We start from the raw sequence: 16029 nt of genomic DNA on the forward strand, positions 1-16029 counted from the left end.
CCTTCTTCCTCGTCAGAAGGCTCGCCCTCATCTCTGCTCACGGACACGCCTTCTTCGCCTTCGGCCTCGAGGCCGGCGCCATCCCGATCGCGACCACGGCGGCGGCGGCGACGACGACGACGGCGGCCCGTGCCGTCACCGTCCTCGTCACGCTCCCGGTCGGGGCGGGCCTCGACGCTGGATTCCTCCGTCGTCTCGGCTTCGCCTTCCAGCTCCTCGTCCATCTCGATATCGGCCTCGGCGGCTTCATCGGTGGGCGGGATGGCGTCTATCTGGATGCCGGTGGCGGCGGCCTTGTGCTCGATGCGCAGGGCCGGTTCGCCACGCTCGATGGCGTAGTTCGTCGTTMCCAGGAGGCTGTCATCGGCGACGATGCTGATGGCGACGCCGAAGCGGGTCTCCAATTCGCGCAGGTGAACGCGCTTCTGGTTCAGGATGTAGAAGGCCGCCTCCATCCGCGTCCGCACGACGAGGTTGTAGCCGGCATTCTTGATGAGCGTCTCCTCGATGGACCGCAGCACGTGCAGCGCGACCGACGGGGTGGAGCGCACGAAGCCGGTGCCGGCGCAATGGGCGCAGGGGATCGACGAGGATTCGAGCACCCCGGTGCGGATGCGCTGGCGCGACATTTCCAACAGGCCGAAGGGCGAGATGCGTCCGACCTGGATGCGGGCGCGGTCGTTCTTCAGGCATTCGTTCAGCTTCTTCTCGACCGTGCGGTTGTTCCGCTTCTCCTCCATGTCGATGAAGTCGATGACGATGAGGCCCGCGAGATCGCGCAGGCGGAGCTGGCGGGCGATTTCTTCGGCCGCCTCGAGGTTGGTCCGATAGGCCGTGTCTTCGATATTGTGCTCGCGGGTCGAGCGCCCGGAATTCACGTCGATGGAGACCAGCGCCTCGGTGGGGCTGATCACCAGATAGCCGCCGGATTTCAGCGTGACGTGGTTCGAGAACATGGCGTCGAGCTGGGCTTCGACCCCGTGCTTGGCAAAGAGCGGCTGCGCATCGCGATAGGGCTGGACGATCTTGGCATGGCTCGGCATGAGCATGCGCATGAAGTCCTTGGCCTCGCGATAGCCGTCCTCGCCGGACACCGTGACGTCGTCGATGTCCTTGTTGTAGAGGTCGCGGATAGCCCGCTTGATCAGCGAACCTTCCTCGTAGACGAGCGACGGAGCGGAGGAGCTCAGCGTCAGCTCACGCACGCTCTCCCAGAGGCGCATCAGGTATTCGTAGTCGCGCTTGATCTCCGGCTTGGTGCGGGACGCGCCGGCGGTGCGCAGGATGATGCCCATGCCGTCGGGCACGGACAGGTCCTGGGCGATTTCCTTCAGGCGCTTGCGGTCCGCCGCATTGGTGATCTTGCGGGAGATGCCGCCGCCACGGCCCGTGTTCGGCATGAGCACCGAATAGCGACCGGCGAGCGACAGGTAGGTGGTGAGAGCCGCGCCCTTGTTGCCGCGCTCCTCCTTGACGACCTGAACCAGCAGGATCTGGCGACGCTTGATGACTTCCTGGATCTTGTACTGCTTGCGGTGAACGCGCGGGCGGTGAGGGATGTCCTCCTCCGCGTCGCCGCCGCCGAGCTGCTCGACGATCTGATCGGGATCCTCGTCGGCATGATCCTCGTCGGCATGATCCTCGTCGCCGTGATCCTCCTCACCATGATAGTCGTCGTGGTGGGCTTCGCCGTCGTGGTGGCCTTCCTCGGAACCGAGACCGGTCGTGGCCTCAGTGCTCATCGGAGCTTCTTCGGCGCTTTCCGGGGCGGCCGCTTCGGGCGCGCTTTCGCCGTCCGGTGCCTCATCCGTCATCGGGACATGCGTCTCGCCGACGACTTCGAATTCGCCTTCCAGGATCGGGGCGCCGTTGCCGGCGGCCTCGACGCTCCCGTCTGCCTCATCACCCGCATCCGCGGACGACACCGAGGCGTCGCCCCGCGAGCGCTTGGGCGAGGAGCGGCGGCGGCGATTGCGGCGCTGCTCTTCTTCCTGCTCTTCCTCGCGCTGGGCCTCGGCGTCCGCTTCCAGCAGGGCCTGACGGTCAGCGACCGGGATTTGATAATAATCCGGATGGATTTCGCTGAAGGCGAGGAAGCCGTGGCGGTTGCCGCCGTATTCCACGAAAGCCGCCTGAAGCGACGGCTCGACCCGCGTTACCTTCGCCAGGTAGATATTGCCCCGCAATTGCTTGCGGGTAGCCGATTCAAAGTCGAATTCCTCGACCTTCTGGCCACGTACCACCACGACCCGGGTCTCTTCCGGGTGGGAGGCATCGATAAGCATCTTGTTTGCCATGTTGAACTCTCGACATGGCGACCGGGGCCAGAACCTGAGGCAGGTGCCGCAATAGGGGCGGTGAGCCACGCCGCGAAACTCGGCAGCGGGCGTGGATTGCGTTCAAATATCGGTCGGTCGCCATCGTGCGCCTCACTGGGGCGCATTCTGGGTTGAATTGGGCCGACGCCATGCCGGGTTGAGCGGAACATGGGCGGGCGCGAAACCGATCGCGCGCATTGAACGATGCAGAGACGACAGTCAGAACTGACTTCGCTAACGCAACCATTCAACGACGGCCCTTTCGAAATCGATGAGCCAGCCAGGCCGGCCACCGGTATGCACGGCGATCACATCGCCACTTTGCCTGTCCGTGAGCCTGTCGAGGTGACGTAGGGTCCAGAGGATCGGTCAACACAACCGTCTCCACGGACCCGTCGCCAGATTCGGCCATGCCGGACGGGACGCCCATCAATACAGAGCCTCGCGGGCATTTGGCAAGATAAGATGCGGCCATCACCTCTGCGAGGGGGGGCAGCCGCTGGATCGCCACTGTGCCGCAGACGCAACACTGCTTCATTTTGGGCGCATTTCTCGTGACTCTTCGTTAACCAAACGCTGCCTATGGGTTATGACGGGCTCTCAACCTCGGCGCTCGCAATGCATATTGGACGACCCATCACCGTGTTCCGGTTCCTTTTGCTCACCACGCTCGTCGTCGGGGCGATGGGAAATGCGCGGGCGCAGGACGCCAGCGGCGTTCCCAAGCCAGCCACGACCGTGGTCGCCGCCGCCGTGGCGACGCAGGTCGAAGGCGACCGCACGCAGTTCCGCGTCACCCTGTCGGAACCGGTGGAGGCCAGTGCTCACCTCATGGAGGGTCCCGACCGGGTCATCGTCGATCTGCCGGAGGTTGCCTTCCATCTCGCCGCCGAGAACGGCAAGAAGCGCGACGGCCTCATCGCATCTTATCGGTACGGTCTCTTCGCGCCGGGACGGTCCCGGGTGGTGATCGATCTCGCCGAGCCGGCGGTCGTCGCCAATATCCGCGCCGAGCGCGATGCGTCGGGGAGCGCCTCGACTCTGGTGGTGGAGCTGAAACGGGTCGAGCGCGACGAGTTCCGTCGGGCTCAGGTGGCAAGCGTGGCGACCATGGCCCCTACGGCGTCGCCCTCGCGGCCCGCAATGGCGGAGACGAGAGATGACCGGCCCCGGATCGTGATCGATCCCGGCCATGGCGGCATCGACCCCGGCGCGGCCGGCGCCAACGGCATCGTCGAGAAGGATCTGGTGCTTGGATTTGCGCAGCTCCTCAAGAAAAAGCTAGAAAGCTCAGGCTCTTACAAGGTTGTGCTGACACGTGACAACGACGCTTTCGTCTCGCTGGGGGACAGGGTTCGCGCCGCAAGGGCCGCGAAGGCGGACCTCTTCATTTCGATCCACGCCGATTCGCTCGCGGGCGGGCAGGACGTGCGAGGGCTGACGGTCTATACCGGGTCCGAACGTGCCTCCGACGCGGATTCGGCGCGTCTCGCCGATCGGGAGAACAAGGCCGACGCGGTTGCCGGCATCGATTCCAGCGAGGGGCCTGACGAGGTTCTCGACATTCTGCAGGAGCTCACCTCCCGGGAAACCCGGACTTTCTCGCACCGGTTTGCCGGAAGGCTCGTGGGCGAGCTGGATGCGGTGGCGCAGCTCAACAAGAATCCGCGCCGCGAGGCCGGCTTCAAGGTGCTGCGGGCCCACGACGTGCCGTCGGTCCTGCTGGAGCTCGGCTATCTCTCCAGCCGCAAGGATCTCGACCTTTTGATCTCGGACGAATGGCGCAGCAAGGCCATCGCGTCCATGGCGGTCGCGATCGACCGCTTCTTCGCCACGCGTCTCGCGCGGCAGGGCGCTGCCGCAGTTTCACCATAGAAAGCGTGTCGATATCCTTGGCGGGGATGCGATTCCTCGGCTAACAGGGCAGACGGCACTGAACGGGCCGGCGCGCTTGACAGCCGGGACTGGCGTTTGCAGACAGCATAACGGGCGCGCGGGCGCCGAGAACGGAACACCTTCGGATGCGCTTCGTCCTACGATTTTTTGGCTTTCTGTTCAGTATCGGGGCCATTTTCTTCCTGATCGGCGCTGCCGGCCTCGCCTACGGGTACTGGATGTTCTCGAAGGACCTGCCCGACCATGCGCAGCTCGCCGATTACGAGCCGCCGATCATGACCCGTGTCCACGCTTCCGACGGATCGCTGATCGCCGAATATGCCCGCGAGCGGCGGCTTCACATGCCGATCCAGGCCATGCCCAAGCTCGTCGTCGAGGCGTTTCTCTCCGCCGAGGACAAGAATTTCTACAAGCATGCGGGTATCGACCCCGAAGGTATCGTCCGCGCGGTGGTGGCGAATGTGCGCTCCGGCGGCAAGCGGGAGCAGGGCGCCTCGACGATCACCCAGCAGGTGGCCAAGAACTTCCTGCTCTCGAACGAGCGCACCTATGAGCGCAAGATTCGCGAGGCGCTGCTGGCGCTGCGCATCGAGTCGGCTTTCTCGAAGGACCGCATCCTCGAGCTCTACCTCAACGAGATCTATCTCGGCCTCGGCAATTACGGCGTCGCGGCGGCTGCGTTGAACTATTTCGGCAAGTCCGTTCACGAGCTCACGGTCGCCGAGGTCGCCTATCTGGCGGCGCTGCCGAAGGCTCCCAACAACTATCATCCGTTCCGCCAGAAGCAGGCCGCTGTCGAGCGCCGCAACTGGGTCGTCGATCGCATGGTGGATAACGGCTACATCAAGAAGGAAGAGGCCGAAGCGGCCAAGAAGGAACCGCTCACCGTCAGTCCGCGTTCCATCTCGCCCAACAGCATCGCGTCCGGCTATTTTGCCGAAGGCGTGCGCCGCGACATCGCCGACCGCTACGGCGAGGAGACGCTCTACGAGGGCGGTCTCCTGATCCGCTCCACCCTCGACCCGCAATTGCAGGCGATGGCCCGCAAGGCGCTCGTCGACGGATTGGTTCGTTTCGACGAGGCGCGCGGCTGGCGCGGGGCGACGCAGAAGCTCGACCTGACAGGCCGCGAATGGGGCCTGGCCCTGGCGGAAGTGCCTATTCTGGGCGACGTGCAGCCATGGCGACAGGCGGTCGTCCTCGAAGTGACCGGCGGGCGAGCCCGAATCGGCCTTCAGCCTCGCAAGGCTGCCTCCGGACAGGTCGTGACCGAGCGCCAGACCGGCTTCGTCACCGCGGACGGCGTGAAGTGGACGCGCCGGGCCGTGGAGAAGGCGCTGTCCCCCGGGGATCTCGTCTTCGTGGAGCCCATGGAGGGCAAGCCCGACCAGTTCCGCCTCCGGCAGATCCCGGAGATCTCCGGCGCGATCGTTGCCATGGACCCTTATACGGGACGCGTCCACGCGATGGTCGGCGGCTTCTCGTTCGACCAGAGCGAGTTCAATCGCGCCAATCAGGCGATGCGCCAGCCGGGCTCGTCCTTCAAGCCGATCGTCTACGCGACCGCCCTCGACAAGGGTTACACCCCGTCGAGCCAGGTGCTGGACGCGCCCTTCGTGCTCGACATGGGCCCGGGGCAGGCCGCTTGGGCACCCTCGAACTATGACGGAAAATCGGCGGGCTTGCGGACGCTTCGCTACGGCGTCGAGCACTCCAAGAACCTCATGACAGTCCGCCTCGCCAACGAGGTCGGCATGCCGGCCATCTCGGAATATGCCCGCAGGTTCGGCGTTTACGACGATCTGTTGCCGTTGTTGTCGATGTCACTCGGCGCCGGCGAGACCACCGTCATGCGGATGACGGCGGCCTATTCGATGTTCGTGAACGGCGGCCGTCGGATCAAGCCGACCCTCATCGACCGAATCCAGGATCGCAGCGGAAAAACCATTTACCGGCACGACGACCGCAAGTGCGCCGGCTGTGACGCCGCCGCTTGGGATGGCGGCGCACCGCCCCGGCTCGCGGACAATCGCGAGCAGGTCATCGATCCGCTCACCGCCTATCAGATGACGTCGATCCTCGAAGGGGTGGTGCAGCGCGGCACGGCGCAGAGCGTCAAGGTCGTGGGCAAGCCGCTCGCCGGTAAGACCGGCACCACGAACGACGCGAAGGACGTGTGGTTCGTCGGCTTCTCGCCGGATCTCGCGGTGGGCGTCTTCATCGGCTACGACAAGCCGCAATCCCTCGGCAATGCCGCCACCGCCGGTCAATACGCCGCGCCGGTATTCCGCGATTTCATGCAGATGGCCCTCAAGGACAAGCCGGCGACGCCGTTCCGCGTGCCTCCCGGCATCAAGCTGATCCGCGTCAACGCCTCCACGGGCCTGCGCGCAGGGTCGGGCGAGGGCGGCGGCGTGATCGTCGAGGCGTTCAAGCCCGGCACCAGCCCGCCCGAGAGCTACATCCCGGTCGAAGTCGATTCCGGCGCGGACGCGCCGCCCGAAGCCCATCGCGCTGTTGCGCCGGGCAGTGTCGGCGGGTTGTACTAGAAGGCGAGTGGCGAATGGCGATTGGCGAGTGGAAGATTGGCGGTAGCCATAACCTGCGCCAATTTTATTGACACTGCATGCATCCAGCACCTACTGACCATTCGCCATTCGCCATTCGCCATTCGCCATTCGCCATTCGCCATTCGCCATTCGCCATTCGCCATTCGCCATTCACAATCTTTCCCGGACACCATGCGCGCCGAAATCGAACATCTCGTGGACGAAGCCAAGCAGTCGATCGCACTGCTGAGGAGGCATCTTTGACTGGGACAATGCCCAGCGCCGCCTCGCTGAACTGAATTCCCTCGCCGAAGATCCCGACCTCTGGAACGATGCCGATGCCGCGCAGAAGATCATGCGCGAACGCACGTCGCTCGAGGATCAGATCACGGCGATCAAGCGCCTCGAACAGGATATCGAGGATGCCACCATGCTCATCGAGCTCGGCGACGCCGAAGGCGACGCCGCGACCGTAAAGGAAGCCGAGGAGAGCATTCGCGCCGTCCAGGCGGAAGCCGCGCGACGTCAAGTCGAGACGCTCCTGTCGGGCGAGGCGGACGCGAACGACACCTACGTGGAAGTCCATTCTGGCGCCGGCGGCACCGAGAGCCAGGATTGGGCCTCGATGCTGCAGCGCATGTACGCGCGCTGGGGCGAGCGCCGGAAATACAAGGTCGAGCTGCTCGAAATCACCGACGGCGAAGAAGCCGGCATCAAGAGTGCGACGCTTCTGATCAAGGGGCACAACGCCTATGGGTGGCTCAAGACGGAATCGGGCGTCCATCGCCTGGTCCGCGTTTCTCCTTACGACTCGAACGCGCGGCGCCACACGAGTTTCGCGTCGGTGTGGGTCTATCCGGTGGTGGATGACCGCATCAATATCGAAGTTAAGGAATCCGATTGCCGGATCGATACGTTCCGCTCCTCGGGCGCCGGCGGCCAGCACGTGAACACGACCGATTCGGCCGTGCGCATCACGCATATCCCCAGCGGGATCGTGGTCGCCTGCCAGCAGGAGCGGTCGCAGCACAAGAACCGCGCCACCGCCTGGAACATGCTTCGTGCCCGCCTCTACGAGGCCGAGCTCAAGCGCCGGGAAGAAAAGGCGAGTGCCGAGGCCGCCTCCAAATCGGAGATCGGCTGGGGTCACCAGATCCGCTCCTACGTCCTGCAGCCCTACCAGATGGTGAAGGACCTGCGGACGGGCGCGCAATCGACCGCCCCGCAGGACGTCCTCGACGGCGATATCGACCCCTTCATCGAGGCTTCGCTCGCGCAGCGTGTGTTCGGCAAGACCGAAGAGGTCGAGGATATCGAGTAGCCGACGCCGCGGTCGCGCACCGTCGCAGCCGACATGCCTCAGACGACCCAGAAATGGCCGGCATTCACCACCGTCTCGGCGGCCTTCAACTTCAGCTGCGCGACGACGATCGACGGTGCGGGGCCCGAGCCGTCGGAATCGTAGATGATCTGGTCCGTATCCGTGTCGAACAGAATGCGCACGAGCAGGTCCTTCGCGGCGCTCCCCTCCGCGAACTTGGTCGAAAGCAGCACGCCTGCGGGGCCGAGGTCGCGGAAAGCCCCGGTCCAGAGGTCGATCCTGTCGAAATCCGCGTTGAAATCCAGGATCGTGTCGATGGAACGGTCAGCCGCCGGATCGTGATCGAAGCGGAAACTGTCCCGGCCTGGACCGCCGATCAGAATGTCGCTGCCGGGACCGCCTGAGAGAAGATCGTCACCGGCCATGCCATGCAGGCGATCGTTGCCGTAATCGCCATAGAGCTTGTCGGTCACCTTCGTGCCCCACAACACATCGTCGGTGGTTTTGCCGATCTGGGTCAGAACCTCGGTCTTGGCGTTCCAACTCCATTGCGCCACCTGCTTGCCGTCCATCTTGTGCGATCCGTAAAGCTTGCGGATCGCCTGGATGTCGAATTTCTTGAGGCTTGTCGGCGGTCTCTCCCCCTCTGAGGTAGGCCATCACCGTGTTGGAAACGCTGTCGTATTTCTCCGACAGCATGCGGCCGTTATAGAAAGTGCTGCTGAAGGGATGCTTCAGGCCGAGAGCGTGGCCGATCTCGTGGAGTAATACATATTTCTTCCAGGCCGGATCGGCGGCGAAGCGACTCCGATCGTGGGTGTTGAGATAAATGTTTCCGGCGATCTCGTCGTAGGATTCGACATAGAAATTGTCATACGTGATGTCGCCGAGGTCATCCGATGCCGGAAAATAGCCGAGCCCGGACGAATCCTCCTGCGGTGCCCACGAGAATTGAATGTCCCCGTGGTCGCCCTTCGCCTCGAGGAAGGTAATCCCCGACGCCGCCCCCCATTTCTTGAGAGCGGCGCGGGCATCGGCCTTGTCTTTCCGCGAAAAGGAATGCCAGTGCGAACGACTTCCCGGGAACGCATCGGTATCAGCCTCCGTCATCCGGGACTGGAACGAGTAGGTGATGAAAGTCGGCTTCGTCCGTACGGAATCTCCGTCCGAGCCGATCCAGGTCCGCCCGGACAGAAGCGCCGAGTAATTGCCGACTTCTCGTTGGTTCCACCAGAAAAATGGCGACGCCCCAGGGGTAAGGGTGGTCGCACCTGAGGAAGCGCTGCCGAACGAGGGCGATCGCATCATGCAATCCTGTGATAGAAGCATGGATCGATATAAAGTATCATCGGTTGCACTGCAAGAGATGGCAAAGAGGGGAGCGTCGGCTACAGCGCTTTCGCGGCCGCCAGAACCTCCTCCACATGCCCCGGTACCTTCACCTTTTCCCAGACGCGGGCGATTCTTCCGTCGCGGTCGATGAGCAGCGTGGTGCGCTCGACGCCCATGTACTTGCGGCCGTACATGCTCTTTTCGACCCAGACCCCATAGGCGCCGAGCATCGCCTTGCCTTCGTCGGAGGCGAGGGCGAAGTCAAGACCGTATTTCGCACGGAATTTGTCGTGGCTCTTCATCGCGTCGGGGGAGATGCCGATTATTTCGGTCCCGGCGGCCTCGAATTCCCGTTTGAAAGTTTGGAAATCCTTGGCCTCCAGCGTGCAGCCGCTGGTGTCGTCCTTCGGGTAGAAATACAAAACGACCTTACGGCCACGCAGGCTCTCGAGGGAGAGGGTTCGGCCGTCGGTCGCCGGAAGCGTGAAAGCCGGGGCCATGTCGCCTGCTGCCAAGGTCATCGCTCGCCTTCCTTTCGTCGGAATAGGGTGGTTGGAACCGCGTGGGCTCATTGAAAGACATGGTCGCGACGCATGTGCAAGAGGGGTAAGGTCCCCGTGTGATTCCCGACGATGGAAACGTGAGCGGACAGCAGACGACATAGAATGAAGCCGTTATCCAAACTCAAGTTCCGCCGGCGCAGGCTGGTGAAGCGGAGCTCGTTGGCACGTGTCGTGCGCGCGTCGGCCTTTCTTTGCGTGGCGCTCCTCGTCCTGATCGGGGCCGGTTTTGGCCTCCTCTACATGCGACTTTCAGTCGGGCCCCTGAGTTTCGGAAGCCTTCCCGACCGGGTTGCGGATTCCATCGCGGCCCGTATCGGGACCGGCTGGTCCGTGACGTTGCGGAACACCGCGCTCGAACTGCACGGAGGCGCGCCGGCCTTGCGGGCGAATGGCCTCGACGTGCGGGACCCGGAGGGCGCCCTCGTCCTTCGCGCCCCCTACGCGCTCGTCAGTGTGGACGCCATGTCCCTGCTCGGCGGAAATCTGCAGCCCAAAGCCATCGCGGTCCGGGACCTGCAATTGCGGGTTCTCGTGGACCGCGACGGCGCGCTGAGCTTTTCGCCCGTGCCCGCCGCCGAGGGCGGCGAGCTGGCGCCGCCTCAGTCGATTGTCCCCCCCGCTCAGGCGCCACCGCCTTCCGCGTCGGCCGGAGGCGCCTCGCCGATCTCGAATGTGGTGGGATCGCTCTTCGAACTCGTGCTCGATCCGCAAAGCATCCTGAATTCCCTCGACCGGGCGCAGCTCACCAATGCCACGCTGGTCTTCGTCGATGCGGAGCAGCGCCAGCGCGCCGCGTTCAACCGCGTCGACGCGACATTCGACTGGGCCGAGGACGGCGGCCGTCGCTTCCTCGCCAGCATCGAGGGGCCGCAGGGGAGCTGGCAGCTCAAGGGCGATGTCGACCGCGAGAGCGCCGGAGTCTATCGGGCGGAAATCCTCGCCGACGGAGCCTCGATCCAGGACATCCTGCTCCTCTCCGGCCAGTCCGCCCTGCCGGCGACGACCGACCTGAAGTTTTCCGGGCGAATTGACGCCGCCTTCGCGGACGGGCGCGTCACCGAGCTCAAGACCCGCCTGTCGGCGCGGGACGGCATGGTTCAGCTGAACGACAAGGACACGTCGCCTGCCATCGTTCAGCGGTCCGATATCGAGATTTCGTGGGACGAGCCCGCGCGGGCGCTCGACCTGACGCGGCTCCACCTGCAGGGGGGCGGGAACGACGTCACGCTGATGGGCCGTCTCACCACCAACCTGCCGCAGGACGGCTGGAATCTGTCCCTGTCGGGCAAGGACGTGGTGCTTTCCGGGGCGGCGTCGAGCGATGCTCCGGTGCGCATCTCCGACCTTGCGGCCGAGCTGTCCGGGCCGGATGGCGTGACGCTGAAATCGGTGATGCTTCGGGGTCCCGACCTTTCCGCCGACCTGACCGGAAACCTGTTGCCCTCAGCAGATCCGACGTCCCTCCACCTCGCCTTGAGGGGATCGAAAACCGATCTCCGGACGGCGCTTCGGCTCTGGCCCGAAGCGGTGGCACCTCCCGTTCGCAAGTTTCTGGTCGGACATGTGGGCGGCGGCAGGCTCGACGCCATCGACCTGAAGGTGGCGATGACGGGCGCCGACATGACGCGGGCGCTGTCCGGGGAGCCCATCCCGGTGGAATCCTTGGCGATCGCTTTTTCGGCATCGGACGGCACCCTCATGGCCGCCGAAGGCCTGCCGCCGCTCACCGGGTTGAACGTCACGGGCGCGGTCAGCGGCGTCGATGTGCGGCTGCGCGCGCCGGCCGGAAAGGCTGAGATGGCGGGCCGTTTCCTCGACGCGTCGGATGGCAGCTTCGTGCTGGAAAATTACTGGAAGGACGACGCGACCGCTTTCGTCGATTTCCGCCTCGCGGGCCCGGCCGACGGGGTCGGCGCCTTGCTGCAGCAGCCGCTCATCCACGACATCGCGGGATTTGAGATCGACCCCGCGACCATGAAGGGAAGCGCCGACCTGAAGGTGAAGATCGCGCTTCCCGTGAAGAACATCCCGCGCTTCGTCGATCTGCCGATCTCCGTCACTGGAACGATGACCGATCTCGGCATCGACAAGATCTTCGGCAAGGAGCGGCTCGAAGGCGCCAAGCTCGCCATCGCGTATGACAAGGGCTATCTGAGCGTCAAGGGCGACGGCAAGGTCGGTGGCAGCCCCGCCAACATCGATCTCCGGCAGACGCCCGCCGGGGGCGAGGCGAATGTCACGTTCAGTCTCGACGAGGCGGCCCGCGCCCGGCGTGGCATGTCCTTCGGCTCTCAACTGACCGGCACATTTCCGCTGAAGGTCGCAATCCCCCTCGGCAAGGACGAGAAGACCGGCATCAAGGTGGATGTCGACCTCACCAAGGCAGGGATCGATCAGCTCGTTCCCGGCTGGGCAAAACCTGCGGGGCGGATCGCGAAACTGTCCTTCACCATGGTGGAGGGGGCCTCGACAGAGCTCCGTGATCTGCAACTCGACAGCGGCGCGACCCAGATGCGGGGCTCCGCCACAATGACCGCGGACGGGGCCCTCGACAAAGCCGACCTTTCAACGCTCAAGATCTCCGCGGGCGACGACATGCGCGCCCAGCTGGACCGGACGGGAGGCGTCTACAAGGTCGTCATCCGGGGCAATACCGGCGACGCGCGGCCGTTCGCCAAGGCCATGGACTCGGCTGCGGCCACGACCAAAGGGGCGAACCGCGACGCCAAGGATTTCGACCTCGATCTCAATCTCAACATCCTGACCGGGTTCAACGACGAGGCGATCACCAGCGCGACCCTCAAGGCCTCGGTCAGGAAAGACAGCCTGCGCCAGCTCGACATGAAAGGTCGCCTCGGTGCGACCAATCTCGTGGCGCGCACCATGGCGGCACCCGCCGGTCCCCAGATCCTCGTGCAATCGGACAACGCCGGATCGCTGCTGCGTTTTCTCGATATCTACAAGCGGATGACGGGCGGCGACCTGGTGCTGCAGATGGGAACGGGCGACGGGCCGCAGATCGGCAACCTGATGGTGCGGGACTTCGCGCTCAGCAACGAGCCGGCGTTGCGGCGCATCATTCCGACCCAGACGCAGGTCGTCGCCGGGCAGGATCGCGCCGGCAACGCGCAATCGGTGCGCGTCGACATCAACGAGGCGCGGTTCAGCAAGGCGCGGGTCGATTTCACGCGAAGCGCGGGCCGGCTCGACTTCAAGGATGCGGCGGTGTTCGGCAGCCAGGTCGGATTCACCCTCGGAGGCTTCATCGACCAGGCGCGCGACCGTATGGATATTTCCGGCACCTTCGTGCCCGCCTACGGCCTCAACAACGCGTTCGCGCAGGTGCCTCTGTTCGGGCCGCTGCTGGGCGGCGGGCAATATGAGGGCCTGTTCGCGGTCAATTTCCGCGTCGCCGGGCCGGTCGCCAACCCGACGCTGACGGTCAATCCGCTTTCGGCGGTCGCACCCGGTTTCCTGCGCAAGCTCTTCGGCGCGGGAGGCGATCAGCCGACGGGCTCTTTGCCGACGACTCCGGAGCGGTAGGGCCCGTCAGACCGCGCGCAGCAGCACGTGCCGTTTCTTGCCGAACGATAGCTTGATGACACCCTCGGGCGTCAGGTTGGCGGTGCGCAGGACGCCCCGCTCGTCGGTCACGATTTGATCGTTGACGCGAAGGCCGCCGCTTTTCACCTGCCGGCGCGCCTCACCGGTCGAGGGCAGGAGCTTGGCATATTCGGGGCCGAAGGCGGTCAGCACGCCGAGGCCCGCGTCGAGAGACGACGCTGCGATTTCCACCGTCGGGAGGCTTTCGGCGAGCGCGCCCTGCTCGAAGGTCTTGCGGGCGGTCTCGGCGGCAAGCTCCGCCGCCTCGCGGCCGTGGAGCAGCGCGGTCGCCTCGGTCGCCAGAACCTTCTTCGCCTCGTTCACGTCGGCGCCTTCCAACGCTGCGAGGCGGGCGATCTCGTCCATGCCCAGCAGCGTGAACAGCTTGAGGAATCGGCCCACATCGGCGTCCTCGGTGTTGCGCCAGAACTGCCAGTAATCGTAGGGGCTCAGCATTTCGCCGTTGAGCCAGACGGCGCCGGAGGCCGTCTTCCCCATCTTCGCGCCCGAGGACGTCGTCAGCAGCGGGCAGGTGACCGCGTAAAGCTGCGGCGTGCCCAGCCGTCGGCCGAGATCGATGCCATTGACGATGTTGCCCCATTGATCGGAGCCGCCCATCTGGAGGACGCAGCCGTAGCGCTTGTTCAACTCCACGAAATCGTAGGCCTGCAGGATCATGTAGTTGAATTCGAGGAACGACAACTCGTGCTCGCGCTCGAGCCGGAGTTTCACGCTGTCGAAGGACAGCATGCGGTTGACGGAGAAATGCCGGCCCACATCGCGTAGGAAATCGATGTAATTCAGCTTGGTCAGCCACTCGGCGTTGTCGACCATGATGGCGTCGCGTGCGCCCTCGCCGAAATCGATCAGCCGCGAGAACACTCCCTTGAGGCTCGTCTTGTTGTCGTCGATCTGCTCCGGCGTCAGCAGCTTGCGGCTCTCGTCCTTGCCCGAAGGATCGCCCACCCGTGTCGTCCCGCCGCCCATCAGCGCGATCGGCTTGCCGGCCCCGGTCTTCTGGAGCCAGTGCAGCATCATGATCGACAGGAGATGCCCCACATGGAGCGACGGGCCGGTGCAATCGTATCCCACATAAGTGGTGAGCCGCCCCTCCAGCGCCGCCGCGTCGATCCCGTCGAAATCGGAGGTCTGGTGAATGAAGCCGCGCTCGGTGAGCACTTTCAGGAATTCGGATTTCGGCGCGTTCATCGCGTCTCTCTTCTGTCGGTCACGGAGGATGGCGAAGGTCTACCGACGGCGGTGGGGATCCACAAGGGTTTTCCGGCGCAAAGGATGGTGTCGTTACAACCAGTCCTCGGGTGAGATCCAGTCACGATCAAGAAGTTAGCCCCAACATTCGGCGCATCACTCAACACAGGGTTGCGGCTGCCTTGTGTCGCCAGCCTGCTCGCGGTCACGACACCTTGACGGTTTCGAACTAAACAATATTATATCATGACAGTTTCGAACTGGGAGGCTTGCGGATGTGCTACTTGTGTACAGCCAACGATCAGGGAACATCCGGGTCGAGTTTCTCGCACGAAATCTATCAGTCCTCGGCCTGGGGTTGGAACGGAGAAGGCGCCGGTTTCAGCTCGTACAATGAGGCGATGAATTATGCCAGCATGGCCGCCGGCGCCCCATGGGACGGCATCGGAGACTGGATCGAAGGCGCCGTTGACGACGTCCACGACTGGATCTCCCACAATGTCTCCACCGCGCCGCTGACCCTCTTCTCCACGCTCGCCACGACCGCTCCGTTTTCGGTCGCGGGGGTCCGATTCACCGTGCCGTCCGGCCTCGATGCGGATGTGCGGGCCTTGCTCACGGGGTCGCAGTGGAGCTCCAGCACGATCACCTACAGTCTTCCCGACTCTCGCGGCGACTATCAGTGGTTCAATCCGAGCGCGACCGGCTACAAGGCGCTCACCTTCGATACCGAGCAGGCCATCCGCTATACACTCGAAGGCTACAGCCCCTATGCGGGCGGGCCGAAAATGGGCCTTACATCCGTCGAAGGCGTGACCAATCTCAACCTGAGCTACGCAGGCCGTAACGGTGCGACCATCCAGGTCTCCGGCTTCACCCCCGGAGACACGATCAATCGCAGTCACGGCTATTATCCGGGCGTCCCCGGCTATGGCGGCGACGTGTGGCTGAGCCGCGAGAGCGGGGGCGTCGGCACCTACAGTCATTCCTTGGTATTGCACGAACTCGGGCACGCGCTCGGACTGAAACATCCGCACGATTCCGGCGGCGTGCTTCCCAAGATGAGCGCGGCGCACGATTCCGCCGAATTCACCGTGATGTCCTACAGGCTCACCCAGGACGATCCGCAAACCTTCATGCAATACGACGTCGCGGCGTTGCAGGCGATGTACGGCGCCGATTTCGTAACCAACAGCGGAAACAGCACCTATTCGTGGTCAGCCACCACGGGCCAGGCC

The 16029-nt window shown here is 64.3% G+C and carries 11 protein-coding genes; 6 read left to right on the forward strand and 5 right to left on the reverse strand.

From position 1 onward, the window contains the following. On the reverse strand, window positions 1–2297 hold a 2297-nt coding region (locus tag AC1DVM_RS18805), incomplete at its 3' end, for an Rne/Rng family ribonuclease (protein ID WP_477256908.1). A gap of 663 nt (window positions 2298–2960) precedes the next feature. Between AC1DVM_RS18805 and AC1DVM_RS18810 the strand changes: the two genes are divergently transcribed. The 4 genes from AC1DVM_RS18810 (at window position 2961) to prfB (ending at window position 8084) form a co-directional block, all read left to right on the forward strand. Beyond that, window positions 2961–4193, forward strand: coding sequence for an N-acetylmuramoyl-L-alanine amidase (locus AC1DVM_RS18810; RefSeq protein WP_477256910.1), 1233 nt, complete (start codon window positions 2961–2963; stop codon window positions 4191–4193). A 146-nt stretch (window positions 4194–4339) separates the two neighbouring features. Beyond that, window positions 4340–6763: a penicillin-binding protein 1A gene (locus AC1DVM_RS18815; protein ID WP_477256912.1), complete on the forward strand. Its 2424-nt coding sequence runs from the start codon at window positions 4340–4342 to the stop codon at window positions 6761–6763. A gap of 36 nt (window positions 6764–6799) precedes the next feature. Beyond that, window positions 6800–7027, forward strand: a complete 228-nt coding sequence (locus AC1DVM_RS18820; protein ID WP_477256928.1) for a hypothetical protein — start codon at window positions 6800–6802, stop codon at window positions 7025–7027. Further along, a protein-coding gene (gene prfB, locus AC1DVM_RS18825; RefSeq protein ID WP_477256914.1) for a peptide chain release factor 2 occupies window positions 6956–8084 on the forward strand; the annotation gives its coding sequence in 2 pieces (ribosomal slippage) (window positions 6956–7024 and window positions 7026–8084; 1128 coding nt in all). Before AC1DVM_RS18820 ends, prfB begins: the two co-directional genes overlap by 72 nt. 38 nt (window positions 8085–8122) lie before the next feature. Here prfB and AC1DVM_RS18830 read toward each other — a convergent pair. From AC1DVM_RS18830 to AC1DVM_RS18840, 3 genes are all read right to left on the reverse strand, one after another. Continuing rightward, window positions 8123–8557: a M10 family metallopeptidase C-terminal domain-containing protein gene (locus tag AC1DVM_RS18830; protein ID WP_477256916.1), complete on the reverse strand. Its 435-nt coding sequence runs from the start codon at window positions 8555–8557 to the stop codon at window positions 8123–8125. Further along, complete coding sequence (locus tag AC1DVM_RS18835; RefSeq protein ID WP_477256918.1) at window positions 8499–9392, reverse strand: matrixin family metalloprotease; 894 nt, start codon at window positions 9390–9392, stop codon at window positions 8499–8501. Before AC1DVM_RS18835 ends, AC1DVM_RS18830 begins: the two co-directional genes overlap by 59 nt. 80 nt (window positions 9393–9472) lie before the next feature. Continuing rightward, complete coding sequence (locus AC1DVM_RS18840; protein WP_477256920.1) at window positions 9473–9937, reverse strand: peroxiredoxin; 465 nt, start codon at window positions 9935–9937, stop codon at window positions 9473–9475. A 144-nt stretch (window positions 9938–10081) separates the two neighbouring features. On the opposite strand from AC1DVM_RS18840, the gene AC1DVM_RS18845 reads away from it, so the two are divergent. Beyond that, window positions 10082–13522, forward strand: a complete 3441-nt coding sequence (locus AC1DVM_RS18845; protein ID WP_477256922.1) for a YhdP family protein — start codon at window positions 10082–10084, stop codon at window positions 13520–13522. Window positions 13523–13528: 6 nt separating this feature from the next. Here AC1DVM_RS18845 and tyrS read toward each other — a convergent pair whose 3' ends face one another. After that, window positions 13529–14791, reverse strand: a complete 1263-nt coding sequence (tyrS, locus tag AC1DVM_RS18850) for a tyrosine--tRNA ligase (protein WP_477256924.1) — start codon at window positions 14789–14791, stop codon at window positions 13529–13531. Between the two features lie 284 nt (window positions 14792–15075). On the opposite strand from tyrS, the gene AC1DVM_RS18855 reads away from it, so the two are divergent. Further along, window positions 15076–16029, forward strand: a 954-nt coding sequence (locus AC1DVM_RS18855) for a matrixin family metalloprotease (protein WP_477256926.1), incomplete at its 3' end; no start/stop codon positions are given.

The organism is Microvirga sp. P4_A5, from assembly GCF_056402495.1.